Below are 22,833 nucleotides of genomic sequence, written 5' to 3' on the forward strand. Positions count from 1 at the left end.
TATGGCCCAATCTGGTCTAGATCTTTTCCCATATACTCGCATGCGCAGAATGCGCCGCGATGATTTTTCACGCCGTCTTATGGCTGAAAACCAGCTTAGCGTTAATGATCTTATTTATCCGGTATTTGTACTCGAAGGTAAAAACCGTCGTGAAGCAATTGAATCAATGCCCGGTATCGAGCGCTTATCAATTGACTTACTGCTTATAGAAGCCAAAGAACTGGTTGAGCTCGGTGTGCCCGCCATTGCTATTTTCCCGGTAACACCGGCCGACAAAAAGTCATTACATGCTGAAGAAGCGTATAGCGATGATGGTTTAGCACAACGTACAGTACGTGCATTAAAAGAAGCATTCCCTGAGTTAGGTGTAATTACTGATGCCGCGCTAGACCCGTTTACCACCCACGGACAAGACGGCATTATTGATGAAAGTGGCTACGTAATTAACGACATCACAACTGACATACTAGTTAAGCAAGCACTGTCGCACGCCCGAGCAGGTGCTGACGTTATTGCCCCTTCGGACATGATGGATGGCAGAATTGCCGCTATTCGCGAGGCACTTGAAGCCGATGGCTACATTCACACTCGCATTATGGCTTACTCAGCTAAATACGCCTCAAGCTATTATGGCCCATTTAGAGACGCGGTAGGCTCTGCCAGTAACTTAAAGGGTGCTGATAAAAAAACCTATCAAATGGATCCAGCTAATTCTGACGAAGCCATTCGCGAGGTCGCGCTTGATTTGCAAGAAGGCGCCGACATGGTAATGGTTAAACCTGGCATGCCATATTTGGATGTTGTACGCCGAGTTAAAGATGAGTTTGGCGTGCCAACCTTCGCTTATCAAGTAAGTGGGGAATACGCTATGCACAAAGCTGCTATTGATAACGGCTGGTTAGCTGAAGAGGCCACTATCATGGAGTCGTTACTGGCGTTTAAACGTGCTGGCGCCGACGGCATTCTTACCTATTTTGCTAAGCAAGCTGCACAATACTTAGCTAAAAAGTAAGCCTTACAAGGCGGGCAACAAGCCCGCCTTACTTTGCATTTACAATCATTCACACTGAATATTATTTTTGTAATATTTATTCTCTAAACTAATATCCTATCTGGAATTATAAACGGGAATAATGACCAATGTTTAAAACAAAAATAACCCCATTAGCGCTTATTATTGCAAGCATTAGTGCATCAGCCTCTGCCGAACTGATAATTTCTGAATATGTTGAGGGAAGTGGCTTTAATAAAGCTATTGAGATTTATAACACATCATCCGCAGAGGTTTCTTTAAATGGCTACTCACTTAGCTTGTATTCAAATGGCTCTGGATCAGCCAGTGTAACTGAAGAGCTTACGGGGTTGCTTGCTGCAAACAGTACCTATGTTATTGTCACTTCAGACTCTAGAGCAAATGATGAGCTTAAATTAAAAGCTCAGCTATTTAGTGGTGCAGTTAACTTTAATGGTGACGACGCATTAGTACTAATGCAAGGCTCTAATGTTATTGACAGTTTTGGGCAGCGTGGGGTAAAAGAAATTTGGTCTGCCGGGGGCGTAACTACAAAAGATAAAACGCTACGCCGTAAGGAAAATATTCTTATTGGTCGGGCAACCCCTGACTCCACTTTTAACCCAAGTGACGAATGGCTACAATTTGATAAAAACGACTTTTCAGGGCTAGGTTTTTTTGGTATCGGCACAACACCTGAACCTGAACCAGAGCCACTTGAACCACTGATATGTGGCAACGATAAAACAACCATTAACGCCATTCAAGGTACTGGTGCTGCCAGCCCATTTGTTAATACTACAGTAGAGTTAGAAGGGGTTGTAACGGCCAACTTCCAAGGTGACAATCAGTTAAAAGGTTTTTTTATTAGCTCTTTACCTGTTGATGACGATACTAACCCACTAACCTCTGAAGGCATCTTTGTTTATTTTGCAGCAGCAAATGTGAGTGTAGGCGACCATGTGCGTGTACAAGGCAGTGTTGAAGAGTATTTCAATGCCACTCAAATTGGTAGCGTTACCCAAGTGGCCGTTTGCAATTCGGGTTTAACTGTATCAGCAACTAAAATCTCACTCCCAGTTACAAATACAACAGATTTAGAAGCATTTGAAGGCATGCTTATTACACTAGAGCAGCCATTAATAGTGACTAATAACTTTGGTTTAGGACGCTATGGTGAAATAGAGCTGGCAACCGAGCGTTTGTATCAAGGTACACAAGTTGCCCTGCCCGGTGATGCCGCCAACACACTTGAAGCGAATAACTTAACTAAAAAAATTCTTTTAGACGATGGCTCAACTTTACAAAATATTGAGCCAATTTACCCTATACCGGGTTTATCTGCCGAAAATACGCTACGCACTGGCGATACCGTTAACACTGTAACTGGGGTGCTTGCATATAGCTTTGATACTTATCGCATTCACCCTACCATAACACCGCAGTTTATCACTACCAATGCACGTAAAAATGCTCCCGAACTTCACGTAGATGCGGATCTAAGGGTAGCTAGCTTTAACGTTCTTAATTATTTTAATGGCGATGGTCAGGGGGCCGGATTCCCCACTAGTCGTGGTGCCGATAGTGAAGCTGAGTTTATTCGTCAAGAAGCTAAAATTGTTAGTGCTATTAGTGCAATACAAGCCGATGTTATTGGCTTAATGGAAATAGAAAACGATGGCTTTGGTGAGTTTAGTGCAATTGCTAGCTTAGTAAATGCGCTTAACGACTTTGACACAGCTAACCAGTATGCATTTGTTAATTTTGGCCTTGATAAAATTGGTAGTGATGCAATTACCACAGCCTTAATCTATCGTGTAAATAGAGTAGTAGAAGTAGGTAGTGCAGCAATCACCACACAACCTCCGTTTGACTTTGGAAACCGCCCACCAATTGCACAAAGCTTTAAAGTATTAGCAACAGATGAGGTATTTACCGCTGCAGTAGCGCACCTTAAATCAAAAGGTGGTTGCAGTAGCGCAACAGGAGCAAACCAAGATAAAAGTGATGGCCAAGCATGTTGGAATGAAACACGCGTTGCCGGCGCTAATGCATACGCAAGCTGGCTTAATAGCAAGCCAACCGGTATTGATGATGAGGATATTATTCTTATTGGTGATTTAAATGCCTATGCCATGGAAGATCCTATTCGTGCATTTGCCGACAATGGCTATAAAAATGCAGTTGCAGAGCTTGATGGTAATACCCTTGGCTACTCTTATAGTTTTTTTGGACGTGCGGGTAGCTTAGATTATGCCTTAGTAAGCCCATCATTATTAAGCAAAATAGTTGCAACGAATGATTGGCATATTAATGCCGATGAGCCCACTTTACTCGATTACAATGTCGAGTTTAAAAGTGATGCTCAACAATCAAGCTTATACGCAGCAGGCCCATATCGTGCATCAGATCACGATCCAATAATTGTTGATATAAAATCTGAGGTTATTTTAACACCTGAGGAGCAAACCCCAGTTATAGCAGCTAACCAGACATTTATTGTTAATGAAAATAGCCCTGTTGGTACTGTGATTGGCCAGTTAGCGTTTAGCGATCCAAATGCTAATGACTCTCCCGTTGTTAAATTTATTGTGTCGGGTAGCAATAGCGTAACTATTAACAACCAGGGTCAGATCGTGGTGACTGCTGAACTTGATTATGAACAACAAAGTCTTATTACTTTAGTTGTGCAAGCCCAGGATAGTGCTGACAATATATCATTAGAGCAAACAGTTACTATAAATGTTAATAGTGATGAGGCTCAAAATGATGACGATGACTCTGGCTCATTATTTTGGTTAACTATTTTTTTGGCACCTCTTACTTTATTTCGCAGGTTTAAAAGCTAAAAGCCAACACTATAATTGTTAAAAAGCCGCTGTTGCGGCTTTTCTCTTTTTATACAAATGTAATTCAGACAAGCTTCAGTAAACTTTGTGTACTATCCGTACTAAATCTACTCACTCTCGTATTTAGCCTGTAAACAACAAAGCATACTTGAGCCTTTTTATACGTTTATTATTAAAAGTACCAATGAAACAAATTAATAAATCGATATTAATCTTAACTGTAAAAATAAGTCATGTTTTTATAAAGGAACGAAAATGAAAGCACCAATTCACCTAATATCAACATGGAAAAAAGCCTCAGTACCATTACTTAGCTTGTTTCTTGTTTTTTCAGCTCAGCAAGCATTTTCCGCCACGCTTGACGTTGCCATCCCGCAAGACAGTTTATTTGATGTGATCAGCGCCCGCGCTCAAAAATTAGCGAGTGAGGAGTATATTGCCCCTAAAAACATCGAGCTAGATGCGCTAAATAATATTGAATATCAAGATTATCGCTCTATTCGTTTTAAACAAGACAAGTCAATGTGGAAAGATGAAGGTCTTTACGAGCTACAGTTGTTTCACCCCGGCTTTTTATATAAAACACCAGTAACAATTAATACAGTTGATAGCGATTCTAAACTTAGCCGTTTGCCGTTTAGTACTGACTTTTATCAGTACGATGGTACTGCAGCACCTTTAAAAGATGAAATAGCCAAGAGTATTGCCAATAAACAATTAGGCCATGCTGGATTTAGGCTGCATTACCCAATTAATACCACTGAGTACAAAGATGAAGTAATGGTGTTTCAAGGTGCTTCTTATTTTAGAGTTGTTGGGCCTAATCAAGTGTATGGCCTATCGGCGCGAGGGTTAGCAATTGATACTGCTGAAGCGTCTGGTGAGGAGTTTCCTGTGTTTAAAGAGTTTTGGCTAGTAAAACCACAGCCAGAACAAACTAACATTATCATTTTTGCACTGCTTGATAGCCCATCGGTTGCCGGCGCTTATAAGTTTAGTATTGACCCTACCACCAACACCAGCGTTAAAGTAGATATGCAAATTTTTGCCCGTAAAGACGTGAAAAAATTAGGCGTAGCACCACTAACAAGCATGTTTTATCACGGCGAAAACAGCACTAAGTTTTTTGACGATTACCGCCCAGAAGTGCATGACTCAGACGGACTGTTAACCCAATCTCAGGATAACAACTGGATTTGGCGTCCGCTTAATAATCCGTCGCAACTTAGCGTAACCTCTTTTTCATACGAGAACCCTAAGGGATTTGGCTTAGCGCAACGTGATCGTGAATTTAATAATTACTTTGATATTGAAGCGCATTATCACAACCGCCCTAGCCTGTGGATAGAGCCTGAAGGTGACTGGGGAAATGGTCGAGTAGAGCTGGTAGAAATACCGACAGATACAGAAACAAACGACAACATAGTGAGCTACTGGGTACCTGAAAAACCATTTAAAGCAGGCGATTCGTTAAAGCTAAGCTATAAAATGACCACCTTTAATGCTTACTTAACTCAGCATGATAAGGCACGCGCAGTTCGCACTCGCATTGGTAGCGCGGCATTACCGGGTGAAGATAATCCGCCACCTAAAAGCCATCGCCAATTTACGGTTGATTTTGCTGGGCCTGATATAAATAAGCTTTCAGAAAAGTTAAATTTAAATGCCGACATCCAATTAACAACGGGTGAGGTTAGAGATGTAACTGTGCAAAAATTACCTGATTCATTAGGCTGGCGAGTTGCTTTTAAAATAGCTCCACAAAACGGCAAACCTGTAGACATGCGCTTATCGTTAAAGCTGCATGATAAAGAAATTAGCGAGGTATGGAGTTATGTTTGGTATCCAAATGACATCAAGTAAACAAACCACCAAAATATCTATGCCCTTTAAGGCACTTCGTATTTGGTTATTTGCCATTGCCGCAATTGGTATATCTGCGTATGGCATCTCTATTATGTTTGAAATTTTAAACTCAAATGGTATGACACCACTTGAATATGCTTTGCTGGCATTATTTTCAATTACCTTTGCATGGATTGTTACCGCATTTTGTAGTGGTACTATAGGGTTTGTACTGCAGTTACTGCGTATTGATCCGCTTACCCTTAGGCGCATAAAACCTATAAAGCTTGATAGTCAGGCATTTTCTCAGCAAAAAACTGCCATAGTAATGCCTATTTATAACGAAGATACACACCGTGTTATTGCAGGCTTTGAAGTTAGCTTACAGTCATTAAAAGAGACTGGGGAATTAGCCAACTTTGATTTTTATTTACTCAGTGATACACAAGATCCAACAATAGCTAAAAATGAACTAAGTGCTTGGCATGCTTTGTGTGAGCGCCTAGGCGAGACATCAAAGCAGTTGTTTTATCGTCGCCGCGAAGATAATAAACACCGTAAAGTAGGTAATTTAACCGACTTTTGTGAGCGCTGGGGAAGCCAGTACGATCATATGATTGTCCTTGATGCCGACAGCGTTATGACAGGTAAATGCATGCTAGAGCTAACGGCAAGCATGATTAACAACCCGCAAGTAGGACTTATTCAAACCATTCCTATTCCGGTACGCCAAGATACCTTTTTTGGTCGTTTTTTACAGTTTGCTTCGGTACTTTATAGCCCTATGCTGGCAACAGGATCGGCATTTTGGCAAACCGATAAAGCAAACTACTGGGGCCATAATGCCATAATTAGAGTAAGCGCATTTATTGACTGCTGTGGTTTACCCACACTTAAAGGCAATGCTCCTTTTGGTGGTGAAATACTCAGCCATGACTTTGTAGAAGCATCATTACTACACAGTGCAAATTGGGAAGTATTACTACTTGCAGATATTGAAGGCAGCTATGAAGAAGTCCCAAGTAATATTTTAGATTATGCCGTGCGCGACAGACGTTGGGTACAGGGTAATATTCAACACATTGGATTACTCCCGTCACCAAAGTTAAAGCTGATGAGCAAATTTCACTTTTTACTTGGCGCTACCGCTTATATTTCGTCATTAATATGGTTACTTATGCTCGCGTTAAGTACGGTTGATGCCGTAACACGTGCTTTAAATAGCGACGTTTATTTTAACCGCGCTTATCAATTGTTCCCTACTTGGCAAATAGCTAAAACCGATTTAATTGATGCTCTGCTCTATCTTACTATTGTTATTTTATTGCTACCAAAACTAATGGGGATAATCGTAACCTTGGTGCACAGAAAAAACCGCTTCGGTGGTGCTATTAAGCTTACGTTAGGCGCAATTATAGAAACAGTTTTTGCTATTGTCATGGCTCCATTAATGATGGTGTTTCATGCTTATTTTGTTGTTTGTGTGTTTTTAGGCAAAAAAGTTAAGTGGGATGCTCAACCACGAGAAGGCCGTATGGTGCCATGGAAAGAAGCGTTTAGTTATACGTTATTTTCTACTTTGGTCGCTATTGCTTGGGGTAGCACAGCGTATTACTTCACGCCGGTATTTTTTTGGTGGCTATCACCTATATTACTAGGTTTAGTACTAGCTGCACCTATAGTGCGTTATTCAAGCAGTATAAAACTGGGGGTTAAACTCAGAAAGCTAGGTATATTTATCTGCCCTAGTGAAGTAGATAACGATACCATGCTAGAGGCACTTAAAGTGCACCTTAAAGAGATTTCGGTACCCACCGCAGGGCAATACCCTTTAACTATACCCGCATTGCCAAAAGAGCACTTGGTTACCATGCCAATACAAAGCTTTAATAAGTCACGCTCGCCAAAGATGAAAGCGCTAAAAGAAAAGCTAATTAAAAAGCTTAGCTAGCGCCACACTTTAAAATAAAAAAGGAGCTACAAATAGCTCCTTTTTTATTACTAGATTAGGTTATATTTACAAAACAAAGCAAGCTCGTAATTATAGATAATTAACCAATTACTTTATCACTGTATAATTTATAAATGGCAGTACGAGTTTTCTCATCTAATCTCCAATTGTAAAAATATATACTTCTACCATTTAATAGAGATACTTTAAAAATAGTATTAATAAAAAATGACTTAAAGGAAATAGATTTTATCTCTTCTCTACTAATATAACGCTCTCCAAATATTCGTTTATAACATATGCCAGGCTTGTAGCAATGTAATAGCTGTAAGTTCATCTTACTAACAATAAAAAATGTGAGTAGTGTTGGTATCAACACGATTATCGCCACTCTAAAAGTAACGGTGGAAAATATAGGTATTAAAAGAAATAAGCCTATAACAGTAATATATTTAAACAGTTGTAGAGACCAATTTGGCACTAACTTAATCATGTTCGTAAACGTCTTATATAAAAATAAATATAATCAATATCCCACTTGGAGACTTCCACATATGCAATCTATCCTCAGTTGAGGCTTGCTCTCGCGAATCCTACATCAGCACTGAGCCTATTTCAATTGTTACTACTACTTATTTAGTAATGACAAAAACAATGTCAACTAGTTGTTTATAAATATGTTTTACTAATTTTTTATTTTAATTATTTGTAACTTTTATACCATTAGGTAATTAACAGTGCGCTTTATGCAATAAATTATGGGCAATAAAAAACCCGCAACATGTGCGGGTTTTTTTAAAGAGTTAAGGTGCTAATTACTTAGCAGCTTTTTTCTCTTTTTCTGCAGCGATTACAGCTTCAGCAACGTTATTAGGACATGGTGCGTAATGTGAGAACTCCATAGAGAACTGACCACGACCTGATGTCATTGTACGTAATGAACCGATGTAACCGAACATTTCTGATAACGGTACGTCTACTTTAATGCGAACGCCAGTTAAACCAGGCTCTTGGTCTTTCATCATACCACGACGACGGTTAAGGTCACCGATTACGTCACCTACATGATCTTCCGGCGTGAACACGTCAACTTTCATGATTGGCTCAAGAAGTTGTGCACCCGCTTTAGGGATAGATTGACGGAAAGCACCTTTAGCAGCGATTTCGAACGCGATTGCTGATGAATCCACTGCGTGGAAGCCACCATCAAAAAGCTCAACTTCAACGTCAAGTACTGGGAAGCCAGCTAGAACACCAGTGCCCATCATTGACTTAAAGCCTTTCTCAACTGCAGGCCAGAATTCTTTAGGTACGTTACCACCAACAACAGATGATTTAAACGTGAAACCAGAAGCAACTTCGCCTGGCTTAATACGGTAATCAATTTTACCGAACTGACCAGAACCACCAGACTGTTTCTTATGCGTGTAGCTATCTTCAATTTCTTTAGTGATAGTTTCACGGTAAGCAACCTGTGGTTGACCAACAATAAGGTCTACACCGTAAGTACGCTTAAGGATATCTACTTTGATATCTAAGTGAAGCTCGCCCATTCCTTTAAGAATAGTTTCGCCTGAATCTTCATCAGTCTCAACTTGGAAAGATGGATCTTCTGCAACCATTTTACCGATAGCAACACCCATTTTCTCATTACCGCCTTTATCTTTAGGCTGTACAGCAATCGAGATTACTGGAGTTGGGAATACCATTGGCTCAAGTGTTACTGGGTGCTTAGGATCACATAATGTGTGACCAGTTTGCACGTTTTTCATGCCTACGATAGCAATGATGTCACCAGCTTGTGCGCTAGCTAATTCATTACGGTCATCTGCTTGCATCTCAACCATACGGCCAACACGCTCAGTTTTACCAGTAAACGCATTAAGGATAGTGTCACCCTTGTTTAGTTTACCTGAGTAAATACGTACGAATGTTAACGCACCAAAACGGTCATCCATTATTTTGAATGCTAACGCTTTAAATGGTAGGTCTGTAGATACGATAGCGAATTCGCCGTTTTCATTACCTTCTTCATCCATAAGAGGTTGAGGATCAACTTCTGTAGGAGATGGTAAGTAATCAACAACTGCGTCAAGAATAAGCTGCATACCTTTGTTTTTGTATGCTGAGCCACAGTATGTTGGGAAGAAAGCAAGGTCACGAGTACCTTTACGAATACAACGCTTCACATCTTCAATTGAAGGGATTACACCTTCCATGTACGTTTCTAGTAGCTCATCGTCTTGCTCAACAGCAGTTTCGATAAGTAACTCATGGTATTCCTCAACTTGGTCAACCATGTCTGCAGGAACATCTTCAATAGTGTAGTTCTCTGGAAGACCAGTCGCATCCCAAACATATGCTTGCTTGGTTAGAACGTCAACAACACCAACAAACTCATCTTCTCTACCGATTGGTAAAGTCATGATTAATGGAGTTGCACCAAGTACTTTTTGTACTTGATTAGTTACACGGAAGAAATCAGCACCCATACGGTCTAATTTGTTTACGAAAATAACACGTGCTACACCTGACTCATTCGCATAACGCCAGTTAGTTTCTGATTGTGGTTCAACACCACCAGAGCCACAGAATACACCGATGCCGCCATCTAATACTTTAAGTGAACGGTAAACTTCAACAGTGAAGTCAACGTGTCCAGGAGTATCGATAACGTTAAAACGGTGATCTTTCCAGAAACAGCTTACAGCCGCAGACTGAATAGTAATACCGCGCTCAGACTCTTGATCCATGAAATCTGTAACTGATGTGCCATCGTGCGTGTCACCACTTTTGTGGATTTGACCAGTAAGCTTTAGTATACGCTCAGTGGTGGTAGTTTTACCCGCATCAACGTGCGCGAAAATACCAATGTTTCTGTACTTCGATAAATCTGCCATTAGTTTACTCTTAATAAAGTCGAAAAATTATTCGGCCAGAGTATAACATCACTTAAAGCGAACATCACCATAGAAGTCGCTTAAAATGCAGCCAATTATATAAAAAAAATGATCCATCCTTTGAAATAGCTATTTTTTGTAGTGCGAGCGAGCGATCTATTTACCTAATGAGGCCTTACCTTACTCTGTACTCTTTATTTTATTGGCATATTTTATAGCAACGCTCTGGACGACCAATACTACCATAGCTTTGATCAGCTCTAACCTGCTCTGCTTCAAGCATGTATTCTAGATATCGGCGAGCAGTCGATCGGCTTACACCCACTAAATCACCCATTTGCTGAGCTGTAAATGCTGTTTCTTTATGTTCATTAAATGCAGTTATTATTTTTTTTAAGGTAAGCGAGTCGACTCCTTTGGGTAAGCGTGTTGTGGTACTAACACGCTCTTTTGAACCAAATAGGGTATCAACCATAGACTGCGTCACCTCAACAGCAGCCGAAAAACATTGTTGCCGAGCTTCAAAACGTGCCAGAGCTTGATCTAACCTACTTAACATGAGTGGTTTTATAACGCGGATTCAAATTGGTAGCTTTTTAAGTTATAAAAAAACCCGCAACAATGCGGGCTTAATTAATAAGCTATTATTAAAATGTCATTTCGGGTGTGTTTTTAGGGATAATTAAACGCCCCTGTGTTTTCGCTTGAATTTCTTCTACGCTCACTCCGGGGGCGCGCTCTAATAAATGAAATGCACCATCTTTAATTTCCAGTAAGGCCAAGTCGGTAATTACTTTATTAATACACCCCACGCCGGTGAGCGGTAAGCTGCACTCACTGAGTAATTTTGACTCACCATGCTTGTTAGCGTGGGTCATGGTACAAATAATGTTTTTTGCACCAGCCACTAAATCCATCGCACCGCCCATACCTTTTATTAACTTATTGGGGATCATCCAGCTAGCAATATTGCCGTTTTGGTCAACCTCAAAGGCACCCAATACGGTTAAGTCAACATGACCGCCGCGGATCATCGCAAAGCTTTCGGCTGAGTTAAAAATTGCTGCGCCAGTGGCGGCAGTAACGGTTTCTTTACCGGCGTTTATCATATCAGCATCGAGCGCATCGGCAGTAGGATACTGCCCCATACCCAGTAGGCCATTTTCTGATTGCAGCATTACTGCAATATTATCGGGGACATAGTTAGCTACTAAGGTAGGAATACCAATGCCTAAATTAACGTAATAGCCATCTTGTAATTCCATCGCGACTCGCTTGGCGATTTGTTCACGTGTTAATGCCATTAGCTTACTCCTTATTGCTTTGCTGCTTGGGTGGTCACTTTTTCTATGCGTTTTTCAAACACCCCTTTTATAACCCGATCGATATAAATACCGGGAGTGTGTATTTGGCTTGGCTCTAACTCCCCAGGCTCTACAATTTCTTCTACTTCGAGTACAGTTATTTTACCTGCGGTGGCGGCCATAGGATTAAAGTTCATCGCGGTATGGCGATAAATACAATTACCAAAGCGATCCGCTTTCCAGGCTTTTACAATGGCAAAGTCACCGGTAATACTGTGTTCTAACAAGTAGTCTCGACCATTAATATTGCGCGTTTCTTTGCCCTCAGCCACTGGCGTGCCTACTCCAGTGGCGGTATAAAAAGCAGGAATACCTGCACCACCAGCGCGCATTTTTTCAGCCAGTGTACCTTGTGGAGTAAGCTCTACATCTAGCTCACCACTAAGTAGTTGCTGCTCAAATAAGGCATTTTCGCCCACATACGAGGCCACCATTTTGCGTATTTGTTTATCCTCTAGTAACACGCCTAAACCAAAACCATCTACGCCACAGTTATTAGACACCACAGTTAAGTTACGAATACCTTGGCGTTTAATTTGGCCAATAAGTCCCTCCGGTATACCGCACAAGCCAAAACCACCGGCAATCACTGTCATGCCATCCTCAAGCCCTGCCATTGCTTCGCTGTAACTGCTTACTACTTTATCGAATCCTGCCATTGTTAGCTCCTATTGTGCGGTCCAGCCGCCATCTATTGCTATAGCTTGTGCGGTAATGTTTCGCGCCGCATCAGCCATTAAAAAGGTTACCGTATGGTGTATTTCATCTAAACCAATAAAGGCTTTTTTAGGCATGGGTGCTAGCATAATAGTATCGATAACTTGTTGCTCAGATAAACCATGCTCTTTGGCTTGTGCGGCAATTTGCTGCTCTACTAGCGGAGTTTTCACATACGCGGGGCACACGGTATTAATGGTTATATTGGCATCTCCTGTTTCAAGCGCTATGGTTTTACTAAAGCCAATTAAGCCATGTTTGGCGGCCACATAGGCCGACTTATATTTAGAGGCCACCATGGCATGAATAGAGCCAATATTAATAATTCGGCCAAAATTTTGTTCGCGCATTTTAGGCAATACCGCTTGGGTCATCATTGCGGGCCCAACGAGCATTACTTGCTGCAAAAATTGCCATTTATCAGCCGGAAATTCTTCAAGCTTTGCTACGTGCTGAATGCCGGCATTATTTATAAGTACATCAACAGCTTGCGGTAACTGCTTAAAAAAAACGGTAATTGCCTCGCTGTCGGCCACATTTAATGCATAACCTTGGGCTTTCCCGCCATTAGTAACAATATCTTCTGCCGCTTCTTTTGCGTGCGCTGCATTTAGGTCGGTTACTATAATATGATGACCCGCTACGGCTAATTGCTGTGCTATATATAAGCCAATACCGCTGGCTGCACCGGTTATTAAAATTGTTTTGCTCATGCAGGCCTCCTAGTTGGCTAAAAACTCACTAATTTGCTGCGCTTTAGGCGCAATCGAAAACAGCCCATCTAAATGACCCCAGCCTCCCGCAATTTCAGAAATAGTAACCTCCTTACCTAGTTCATCCATTATTGAGTGCATTTTGCGGACATTTTCGGGACGTAGTAATAAATCGTTAGTGGCAGGTAGCAATAAGGTTTTTGCCTGCACCTTTTTTAGGGCATCAGTTAAATTGGCTGATCTACCTGCGGTAAATAACTGCGATGCTCGCACTAAGTACAACACATGGTTTGCATCTTGTAGCTTAGCTTTAGCTAATGCTCTAGCCTCTAAAACCTGGTTTACTTTTGGTAGAGTACGAATATCTTGCAGTGCGTCGTCATCTAGCACCTCAAAATTTGGGAAACTAGCGTTATAAATAAGCGGATGCATAGCATCTTGGGTAATGTTTAGTAGCGTAGCGGTAAGCCCTGCAAGCGGGCGCTCTTTATTATAGTAATTACCTTGCTGCCAGTTTTTATCTAAACGAATTGGCATAGCCCACTTTTCTAGTGCCGACACAGTCCATGCATCCATGGTTGCTGCGCCAATTACATGTACTAAGCGCTCTACTTGCTCTGGATAACGTACCGCCCACTCCAGTGCCTGAAACGATCCCATTGAGGCACCTATTACGGCATGCAGTTTGTTAATACCTAAACTATCGAGTAAGCGTTTTTGCACTTCAACAAAATCAGTAATGGTCACTACCGGAAAATCAAGGCCATACGGTTTACCTGTTGCCGGATTAGTTGATGCAGGGCCAGTCGTAATTACATTAGGATCGTGCCAATTGGCATTAACTAAAGTGTCTGAGCTAATAACAAAGTATTTATTAGTGTCGATTGCTTTACCTGGGCCAATTAACGCATCCCAATAACCCGCTAAGGCATCGTCGGCTTTATATTTACCAGCTGCATGCGACGTGCCCGAAAAATAATGCGTAATTAGTACCACATTATCTTTAGCTTTATTTAAAGTACCGTAGCTCTCCCAGCCTACGTCTACTTGGCTAAGCGTAACTCCCGACACAGTAGTAAAATTTTTAGTGGTAAAATGTTGTTTTTCAACCAACATAGGCGCTATTTTATCATTGCTATAAGCAACTGTGCTTACTATTAACAGCAGTACACTCATTATTAATTTAGTTTTCATTGTTATCCCTTAAAAGAAAATAAATAAGCCAATTGCTAATGCAACCCCAATTAGCGGTACTACGGTTGTTAACGCAGCCATAGACCAATAAGCACGCTGATGTGTTTCTTTACAAATAGCGCGGATCAAAGTAACTACATAACCATTGTGCGGCAAGGTATCTAGCGCACCTGAACTAATAGCTACCACGCGGTGTAGTTGCTCTGGGTTAACCCCCATATCTATATATCCTGGAGCAACCAGTGGTAATGCAATAACTTGCCCTCCTGAGGCAGAACCCGTTAGCCCCGCTATTACACTTACCGCTACGGCCGCGCCTACTAGCTCATTACCTGGCATATGGGTCATTACTTCAACCGCGGCAGTAAATGCTGGTGACACTTTGGCAACTGCACCAAACCCAACCACCGCGGCTGTATTTCCTATTGCCACTAATGCCCCGGTTGTTCCTACATTTACAGCGCCAGCCAGATCATGAAAGTACTTAAAGTTAATTACCATAATACTCAGCACGCCACCTAGTAGGGCAATAATAAGCGCGGTTTGTTGTAATGTATCATGTAAAGTGAATGACAATAGCAGCACCACTAATAGCGGAATAAGCCCAGTAATAGGGTGTGGCCTTTTACGATCAACCACGCTTGGATCGTCATCGCGCTCTTCAAAATGTTCACCATTGGCAAGCGCTTTTTTTATCATTTTATTGAGCCAATAATAGCCAAATGTCGCCATAAAAATAGCCACCACTAGGCTTACTTCCCATGCGGCATAGGGGGAGGTGCCTAAATATTTTATTGGGATCCAATTTTGAATTTCGGGCGATCCTGCCGAGGTCATAGTAAAAGTAACCGAGCCAAAAGCCAGCGTAGCCGGAATAAAGCGCCGTGGCAGGTTTGCGTCTTTAAATAAGCTAAGCGCCATCGGGTACACCGAAAAAGCCACCACAAATAAACTAACACCACCATAGGTTAATACCGCACACGCTATCACTATTGCTAAAACAGCATGTTTCATACCTAATTTGCCAACTATATAACTGGCCACACTATCGGCAGCGCCGGTGTCTTCCATAAACTTACCAAATAGTGATCCCAGCAAGAACATAAAAAACCATGCACTTAAAAAACTAGCAAAACCATCCATATAAGCATTAATAAAATTAATATCGGCCGTGACAGGAAAAATTGCCATGTCGCTACTCAGTGCTACAAGTAACGCGCATAGCGGTGCGGCTATAAATAAATTTACCCCGCGCAAAGTTAAAATAATCAGCAGTATTAAACCACCTACTAGCCCTATCATGCTCAGCATAAGCTTTCCTAAAGTTATTGTTATTACAAAGATGAGGTGACATCGCAGTAATGTTAATTATATTGTTGCTTATTTGTAATTAAATACATAGCACTATGGTACTACATAGTTACATTTAGGCTTGCAGGCATTGTTATATATGGGTTTAACCTAGGTATAGCACTATGGTACTAATTCATTTTTTGTAACAATCTTCTAAAGTAGTTAACAGGTGACATGAGCAATGAGTAAAGGTCTGCAGCAATCTTAGTAGTTAGCGATGGCGAGGCTTAAACAACGGCACTTAGGTATAGGCAAATAAATAGCTGGTATTTATTCCGTTGGCATTAATCACAACAATAAAAGGTAATCAACATGATAAAGCTCAATAAAAAAGTCGCACCCGTTACACTCGCTGTGTCATTGGCGCTGATCGGTGCAAATAGTTATGCAGCAGAACAACAAACTAACCAAGTTAACAAAGGCGAGCTAGAGCGCATTGAAGTAACGGCGCGTAAAACGGTAGAAAACTTACAAGAAGTACCGGTAGCAGTAACCTCTATTGGCGCACAAGAACTGGCTGAAAACGGTATTAGTGTAATGACCGAAGTACAACAATTTTCGCCTAACACTACACTGCAATCTAGCCGTGGTACTAACTCAACTATTACTGCATTTATTAGGGGTGTAGGCCAACAAGATCCGCTATGGGGATACGAAGCCGGTGTAGGTATTTATATAGATGACGTATACATAGCGCGTCCACAAGGCGCGGTACTTGACTTGCTCGACGTGCAACAAATTGAAGTCCTACGCGGCCCGCAAGGCACGCTATATGGTAAAAACACTATTGGCGGCGCAATTAAATACGTCACCAAAGAAATGGATGGCGATGCAACCCTTAACATTAAAGGCACGGTAGGTAGTTATGGTCAAAAAGATCTAAAAGTTACCGGGCAACTACCGCTTATTGATGAAAAGCTCTATGTTGGCTTTGGTTTTGCTACTTTAAACCGCGATGGTTTTGGTGAGTTTTTAACCTCAGATTTAACCAATCAAGATCGTGAAAACTACAACAAAGACGTAACCGCAGCCCGCGTTACCCTAGAGTACACGCCAACAGATGACTTATTTTTTAAACTTGCTTGGGATAAAACCAAAGACACCTCAAACTCAAAAGGCGGCTATCGTTTACTACCTAGTATACTCACTGACGCTCCAGTACCCGACAGCGTATACGACTCTTACACCAGCTTACCTACCTGGAACGAAGTAGAGCTTGAAGGTTATAGTTTTACCGCACGTTGGGATATGAGTGACAGCACAAGCATTAAATATGTTGGCGCCAGCCGAGATGGTTACTCGCCAACCAATATCGACTTTGATAACACCTCAAAGCGTATTTTTGATGTACCCGCTATATATGAAGATGAGCAAACCACTCACGAAATACAACTAAATCATCAAGGCGATAACTATAAATTAGTGTCGGGCTTGTATTACTACGATGGCGAGTCGTGTGGCCAGTTTGAAGCCATACTCGAAGAATTTGGTAAATCTTTAAACTTACCAGGTTTAACTCGTGAAGTAAGTGGTTGTAGTAACTCAACAAGTAAAGCTGCCTATATTCAAGGCTCTTACGACTTTGATAACAAATGGTCAATGACCCTAGGCGCGCGTTATACCAAAGACAGCAAAGAAGCGATTGTAAATAATGGCCTCATATTCGACACTGTTTACCCTGAGTCGGGCTGGATCCCAGGTTATGTTCGTCCAGAAGGACAACTAGTACCTACCGTACTAGATGATAGCGAAGATTGGTCGCGCTTTACCCCACGAGCGGGCGTTGAGTACCAATACAGTAACGACATTATGTTTTTTGCCAGTTACGCCCAAGGCTTTAAGTCGGGTACATTTAACCCAAGAGCCACCACGCCTGAACCAGCAGCAAAGCCAGAAGTTGTTGATTCATTTGAATTTGGTATGAAAAGCGAATGGAATAATAACTTACGCGCAAACATAACCTTGTTTACCCTTGATCATAAAGACCGCCAGTATATTTCGGTACTCCCAGGCGACAGCGGATCTGACCTAAACCAACGTTTAGGTAATATTGGTGAATCAACATCAGATGGCGTAGAAATAGAGCTTAACTATGTTGCTACTGAGTCACTAAGCTTTAATGCCTCAATTGGTTATATAGACAGTAGCTTTGATAACGTAATTGATTTTGACCCAAATACCGGCGCAGCCTTTGATAAATCTGATCGCTTTAGCGTATCAAACACGCCAGACTTAACCTTTAACTTAGGCGCTACGTACCGCATGTACACAGATATGGGCGACTTTGTAGTTAATGGTAATTACTACCACCGTGGTGATTACGCCTTATTTGAAGAAGACAGCCTACTAACTCAAGACGCGTACGGACTGCTTAATCTAGGCGTTACTTGGTACAGCGCCGACGGCCATTGGACCGCTGGTGTATATGGTAAAAACCTCACCAATGAAGAATACATGATTGGCGGTTACCAGTTTGTAGCACCCGATCCGAGTGATCCTACGAATGTAAGCAAATACCAACCTGGTTTAGGCGGTGATAATACCTTAATTGGCTACTTTGGCGACCCACGTACTGTGTCGTTAACTGTTGGCTACCGCTTCTAGTCTTTATTATGTGAAAGGTTTGTCTGTGTTATCCCCAACAGACAAACCTTGTTTCACTGTGCAAAATCACTTATAACTAAATGTATTGGAGAATATTTGGAATGTCTTTTGCTGTGAATACCATAATTGCCGACGACCACCCGTTGTTTAGAAGTGCATTACGCCAAGCAGCCGCAACCTGCGTTCCTGAAGAACATATACAAGAAACCAGCGACATAGACGGACTGTTTGCCTTACTCAAAATACACCCAGAAATAGAACTTATATTTTTAGATTTAACCATTCCCGGTGCTAATGGCCTACAAGCGCTATCGCAACTACGTAATCATTACCCCGACATTTTAGTAATTATGGTTTCTGCCAACGAAACTCCCAGCATTATAAAACAAGCTATGAGCTTAGGTGCCGCAGGTTATATTCCTAAATCATCATCGCTCGATATAATAGGCGAAGCTATTGGCCATGTACTCAATGGCGACACTTGGCTGCCCGCAGATATTGATTTAACCGACGTAGTTGTTAATGACGAGCAAAGCAGCTTTGCCCTAAATCTCGAAAAGCTTACCCCGCAACAATACCGCGTACTTGCCATGATTGCCGACGGTTTACTGAATAAGCAAATAGCTTTTGAAATGTCGATTCAAGAAACCACTATTAAGCAGCATGTTTCTGCTATTTTACGCAAACTCAACGTTTATAACCGCACCCAAGCTGGCATTTTATTTAACCAGCTATCGCAAGTCGGTAAGTTAGAAGTAAACTAGCCCACAAACACTACATCGTTAACTTACTTGGTTAGTCGCTTAATCATACGCTTTAATGCCGGTGCTTTTAGCGGTTTATACAATAGCGGATAACCTGCATCAAGCACTTGCTCACGTATGCTTTCATCATGATTTGCTGTATTTACAATTACCGGCAAGTTAGTAAGCTGCGCCTTATTAAGCACCTCAAGCCCGGTTACACCATCATCGAGCTGATAATCAATAATAAGTAGTTGTGGTAATGCAGCGCTTGCTTTTAATTGCTCAAGCTCAGCTAAATTAGTTGCCGTGGCTATTTCGCAGCCCCAGTTTTGCAGTAGTTGCTTAAGTGCATCAAGCACATTTTTATCGTTATCAAGCAGCCAAATACGCAAGCGACCTAGTTCGGTATCGGGATTAAGCATTACCCGCTGAGTAGGTTGTACCGCTTTACTTACTGTGCATGCCATCGTGAGCGTAAATTGCGTTCCTTTACCTAGCTCAGAACCCATAACCAAAGGTATTTGCAGTAAGTCGCAAATACGCTTAGTGATCGACAGTCCTAACCCTAGGCCTTCGGCATTGGGCTTTTCGCCCAGCTGCTTAAACTCTTGATAAATACTTTGCTGATCGCTTGCGGCAATCCCCACACCGGTATCTTCAATAACAAACGACACATGGCTGTCATCTTCAAGCAACACTTTTAAGCGTACCTCGCCGCGCTCGGTATAGCGTATGGCATTACTAAGTAAATTACGTAATACCCGCCGCAACAGCGCTTTATCTGTATGTATGCGTACATCGTATTGCTTTACAATAAATTTAAGGCCTTTTTCTGCTGCTAATGCCGAATAATCGTTGCGTAGCGGCTCAATTAAACTACTAACATCAAACTCGCTGGCCTGCACTTTAAATGAGCCAGAATCTAACTTGGTTAATTCTAAAATACTGCTAAGCAGTTCTTCTGCACTGCCTAATGAGTTTTTAATATTGAGTGCTAGCGCTTTTAGCTCAGAGCTTTGTGCTTTTTCGTTCATTAAAGAACAAAACAAGCTGGCGGCATTAAACGGCTGCAATAAGTCATGGCTGGCCGCCGCAAAAAAGCGGGTTTTGCTCACAGTAGCTTGCTCGGCTACTTGTTTTGCCTGCGATAACTCTTGGTTAGCTTGCGTTAATGCTGCGGTACGAGTTGCTACTTTTTCCTCTAGGCTTACATTGGCTAGCGTTAGTGCTTTTTGTTGTTTTACAAACTCGGTAATATCGGTATAAGTAGTTACAAAGCCACCACCGGGCAGTGGGTTGCCTTGCATTTCGAACACTCGGCCATCGCTGTGCGAACGCTGAAACTTATAAGCACTGCCTTGCTTTAAATACGCTAAGCGCTTATCTATTTCAATGGCAATATTACCGCTATTAAATAACCCTCGCAGCGCATTAAAGCGAATAATATCGGCTACTGGCCGGCCAATATATAAAGCTTCGTCTGGGTAAGTAAACATACGTTTATAGCCTTTATTCCACGCCACTAAACGCAATTCACTATCTACCACACTTATACCTTGTTGAATGTTTTCAATTGTGGATTGTAAAAGATCGCGGTTAAATTTAAGTACTTGGCTGGCTTCATCTACAAATTCGGCCACTTGCTCTAATGGTTGGCGCTGCTCATTTTTAGCTACGTCTAAAATAAGCCGTGCCGACGCACCGCCTATTACTGCCGACATTTCACGCTCTACCAATAACTCTAACTCGGCTTTAGCCGGGCTTTTCCATTGGCTTTTATCATCTGGAAAATAATGATTAACTAACGATTGGCTGGCCTCTTTTTCAGCAAAACGCTGCAATAAAGCCCCCAGGTCATGATAACTCAACGGATGCAATGTAGTATCTAGGCGTGAATCATGGGGTTGTGCAATAAACTTATTACTTTGTAATCGCTCAGCAAGAGTGGCTTGGCTAAAAAAGGGCATTAATAAATACACTAAGCAATTTGCACCTAAAGATAGCAATAACGCTTGGCTAATACTCTCCAAACCAAGCGACAATAAATCGGTAGGCGCCAGCCAAGCTATTTGCCATGGCCCTTCTGTTAGCCAACTACTTTGGCTCCCCAGGCCACTGGCCAAGTTTGGTAATAGTAAGGTATAACCCCAAATAACAAAGCCGGTTAAAATACCCAGTTGCGCGCCTCTGCAAGAGGCATGTCGCCACCACAAACCAATTATCATGGCAGGTGCAAACTGCGCCACTAAAGTAAACGACATTAAGCCCACTGTGGCTAAAGTGCTGGTTTCTCCAAGTACTCGGTGAGTAAAGTAACTAAGTAGTAAAATGAGCACAATAACAATTTTACGCGCATGTAATAAATTGCTTTTATCTAACCCACGGCTACTTGAGGTAAGCTGCGAGCGACGTAAAATAAACTGATTAATAAAATCATTAGTGATCATTACCGATAATACAATCGACGATACAATCACCATGCTGGTTGCTGCCGAAAACCCACCTAAAAATGCCAATAACGTTACCAGGGTATTGTTTGCCGCCATAGGCAATGCTAATACAAAAGAATCGTGGCCAATATCATTGCCATTAAAGTAAACCAAGCCGGCGTAAGCTATAGGTAAAATAAATAAATTAATTAGTAACAAATAAAGTGGAAATATCCACCGCGCTTTGGCCAGTTCATTGTCGTTATTGTTTTCAATAAAGCTCATATGAAACTGACGCGGCAAACATAACGTAGCTAAAAGCCCTAGTAAGGTGTGCGCAACATATACATAAACAGGGCTTTGCGTAGCGGTAACTTGGGTGGGTAGTTTAAGCTCATAGGCTTTTTCGTATAAGGCGACTGGGTTATCAAATAGTGCAAAGCAAACATATAAACCCACTGTAATAAATGCCAGTAACTTTACCACCGACTCAAACGCAATACTGGCGATAAGCCCTGGGTTATGCTCACTTGGGCGTAACCGCCTAGCACCAAATAAAATAGCAAATAAAGCTAAAAGCAAGGTGATATAAAAAGTACTGTCGGCCCACACTGCATTACTTTGCGTGGGTGCTCGGTCGGTAAGCAAGTTAATACTTTGCGCCGTAGCACTAAGCTGCAAAGAAATATACGGCACAATTGCAATCACCGAAATAAGCGACACCAAACCCGACAAACTCGATGATTGTCCATACCGAGTGGCTATAAAGTCGGCCATTGAGGTAAGTTTTTGTTGCCGACAAATATGCGCAATGCGGCAATATAGCTGCCAACCAAAAATAAATAATATAATAGTGCCCGCATAAGTAGGGGCGAGCCACCAGCCATTACTTGCAGCCTGTGCGGTAGTGCCAAAAAAAGCCCACGAGGTACAATAAACCCCTAACGACAAACCATAAGTTAAGCCTTTAAAAGGTAAAACCTTACGCTTATCGGCCCACCCTGCAACAGCAAACAATATGCCTAAATACACCACGGCAATTAAGCTAATCGACCAAATAGAAAACATAGTTTTATTCTTTTAATTATTTTTATAATTATTTATCTAGCATATGTGTTTTTGCAGAAAAAAGCAGCACCCACTTTAGTGCTAACAA

At 41.6% G+C, this 22,833-nt stretch carries 14 protein-coding genes; 6 read left to right on the top strand and 8 right to left on the bottom strand.

All coding sequences use genetic code 11. The features are described from left to right. The first annotated feature begins 1 nt into the window (after position 1). From hemB to mdoH, 4 genes are all read left to right on the top strand, one after another. The gene (hemB, locus tag RB215_RS14430; protein ID WP_309216617.1) at positions 2 to 1,012 is read left to right on the top strand and encodes a porphobilinogen synthase; all 1,011 of its coding nucleotides are present in this window, start codon (positions 2 to 4) and stop codon (positions 1,010 to 1,012) included. 128 nt (positions 1,013 to 1,140) lie between these two features. After that, positions 1,141 to 3,861: an ExeM/NucH family extracellular endonuclease gene (locus RB215_RS14435; RefSeq protein ID WP_309216618.1), complete on the top strand. Its 2,721-nt coding sequence runs from the start codon at positions 1,141 to 1,143 to the stop codon at positions 3,859 to 3,861. A gap of 255 nt (positions 3,862 to 4,116) precedes the next feature. Further along, positions 4,117 to 5,724 (top strand): glucan biosynthesis protein G, encoded by a 1,608-nt coding sequence (locus RB215_RS14440; RefSeq protein ID WP_182678397.1) that lies wholly within the window; start codon positions 4,117 to 4,119, stop codon positions 5,722 to 5,724. Then, a complete protein-coding gene (gene mdoH, locus RB215_RS14445; protein ID WP_089368883.1) occupies positions 5,696 to 7,657 on the top strand; it encodes a glucans biosynthesis glucosyltransferase MdoH in 1,962 nt (653 codons plus the stop codon). Before RB215_RS14440 ends, mdoH begins: the two co-directional genes overlap by 29 nt. A gap of 815 nt (positions 7,658 to 8,472) precedes the next feature. On the opposite strand, the gene fusA is transcribed toward mdoH, so the two are convergent. From fusA to RB215_RS14480, 7 genes are all read right to left on the bottom strand, one after another. After that, entirely contained in the window at positions 8,473 to 10,557 is a 2,085-nt protein-coding gene (fusA, locus tag RB215_RS14450) for an elongation factor G (RefSeq protein ID WP_011329565.1), read from the bottom strand. A 199-nt stretch (positions 10,558 to 10,756) separates the two neighbouring features. Then, positions 10,757 to 11,116 carry an HTH domain-containing protein gene (locus tag RB215_RS14455; RefSeq protein WP_226898045.1) on the bottom strand — a complete coding sequence of 120 codons (360 nt, stop codon included), beginning with the start codon at positions 11,114 to 11,116 and terminating at the stop codon, positions 10,757 to 10,759. 88 nt (positions 11,117 to 11,204) lie between these two features. Continuing rightward, the gene (locus RB215_RS14460) at positions 11,205 to 11,861 is read right to left on the bottom strand and encodes a 3-oxoacid CoA-transferase subunit B (protein ID WP_024594936.1); all 657 of its coding nucleotides are present in this window, start codon (positions 11,859 to 11,861) and stop codon (positions 11,205 to 11,207) included. Between the two features lie 11 nt (positions 11,862 to 11,872). Next, positions 11,873 to 12,580 (bottom strand): CoA transferase subunit A, encoded by a 708-nt coding sequence (locus RB215_RS14465; protein WP_011329568.1) that lies wholly within the window; start codon positions 12,578 to 12,580, stop codon positions 11,873 to 11,875. Positions 12,581 to 12,589: 9 nt separating this feature from the next. After that, complete coding sequence (locus RB215_RS14470; RefSeq protein ID WP_089368891.1) at positions 12,590 to 13,351, bottom strand: 3-hydroxybutyrate dehydrogenase; 762 nt, start codon at positions 13,349 to 13,351, stop codon at positions 12,590 to 12,592. A gap of 9 nt (positions 13,352 to 13,360) precedes the next feature. Further along, positions 13,361 to 14,545 (bottom strand): homoserine O-acetyltransferase, encoded by a 1,185-nt coding sequence (locus RB215_RS14475; RefSeq protein WP_309216620.1) that lies wholly within the window; start codon positions 14,543 to 14,545, stop codon positions 13,361 to 13,363. 9 nt (positions 14,546 to 14,554) lie between these two features. Continuing rightward, a complete protein-coding gene (locus RB215_RS14480) occupies positions 14,555 to 15,856 on the bottom strand; it encodes a GntP family permease (RefSeq protein ID WP_011329571.1) in 1,302 nt (433 codons plus the stop codon). 354 nt (positions 15,857 to 16,210) lie between these two features. On the opposite strand from RB215_RS14480, the gene RB215_RS14485 reads away from it, so the two are divergent. Continuing rightward, positions 16,211 to 18,502: a TonB-dependent receptor gene (locus RB215_RS14485; protein ID WP_058374420.1), complete on the top strand. Its 2,292-nt coding sequence runs from the start codon at positions 16,211 to 16,213 to the stop codon at positions 18,500 to 18,502. A 101-nt stretch (positions 18,503 to 18,603) separates the two neighbouring features. After that, positions 18,604 to 19,266 carry a response regulator transcription factor gene (locus RB215_RS14490; protein ID WP_011329573.1) on the top strand — a complete coding sequence of 221 codons (663 nt, stop codon included), beginning with the start codon at positions 18,604 to 18,606 and terminating at the stop codon, positions 19,264 to 19,266. A 23-nt stretch (positions 19,267 to 19,289) separates the two neighbouring features. Here the strand turns inward: RB215_RS14490 and RB215_RS14495 are convergent, their stop codons facing one another. Next, positions 19,290 to 22,745, bottom strand: coding sequence for a PAS-domain containing protein (locus tag RB215_RS14495; RefSeq protein ID WP_309216621.1), 3,456 nt, complete (start codon positions 22,743 to 22,745; stop codon positions 19,290 to 19,292). Positions 22,746 to 22,833 lie beyond the last annotated feature (88 nt).

Origin of the sequence: Pseudoalteromonas sp. HL-AS2, assembly GCF_031198805.1 — a bacterium.
Classification (GTDB): domain Bacteria; phylum Pseudomonadota; class Gammaproteobacteria; order Enterobacterales; family Alteromonadaceae; genus Pseudoalteromonas; species Pseudoalteromonas nigrifaciens.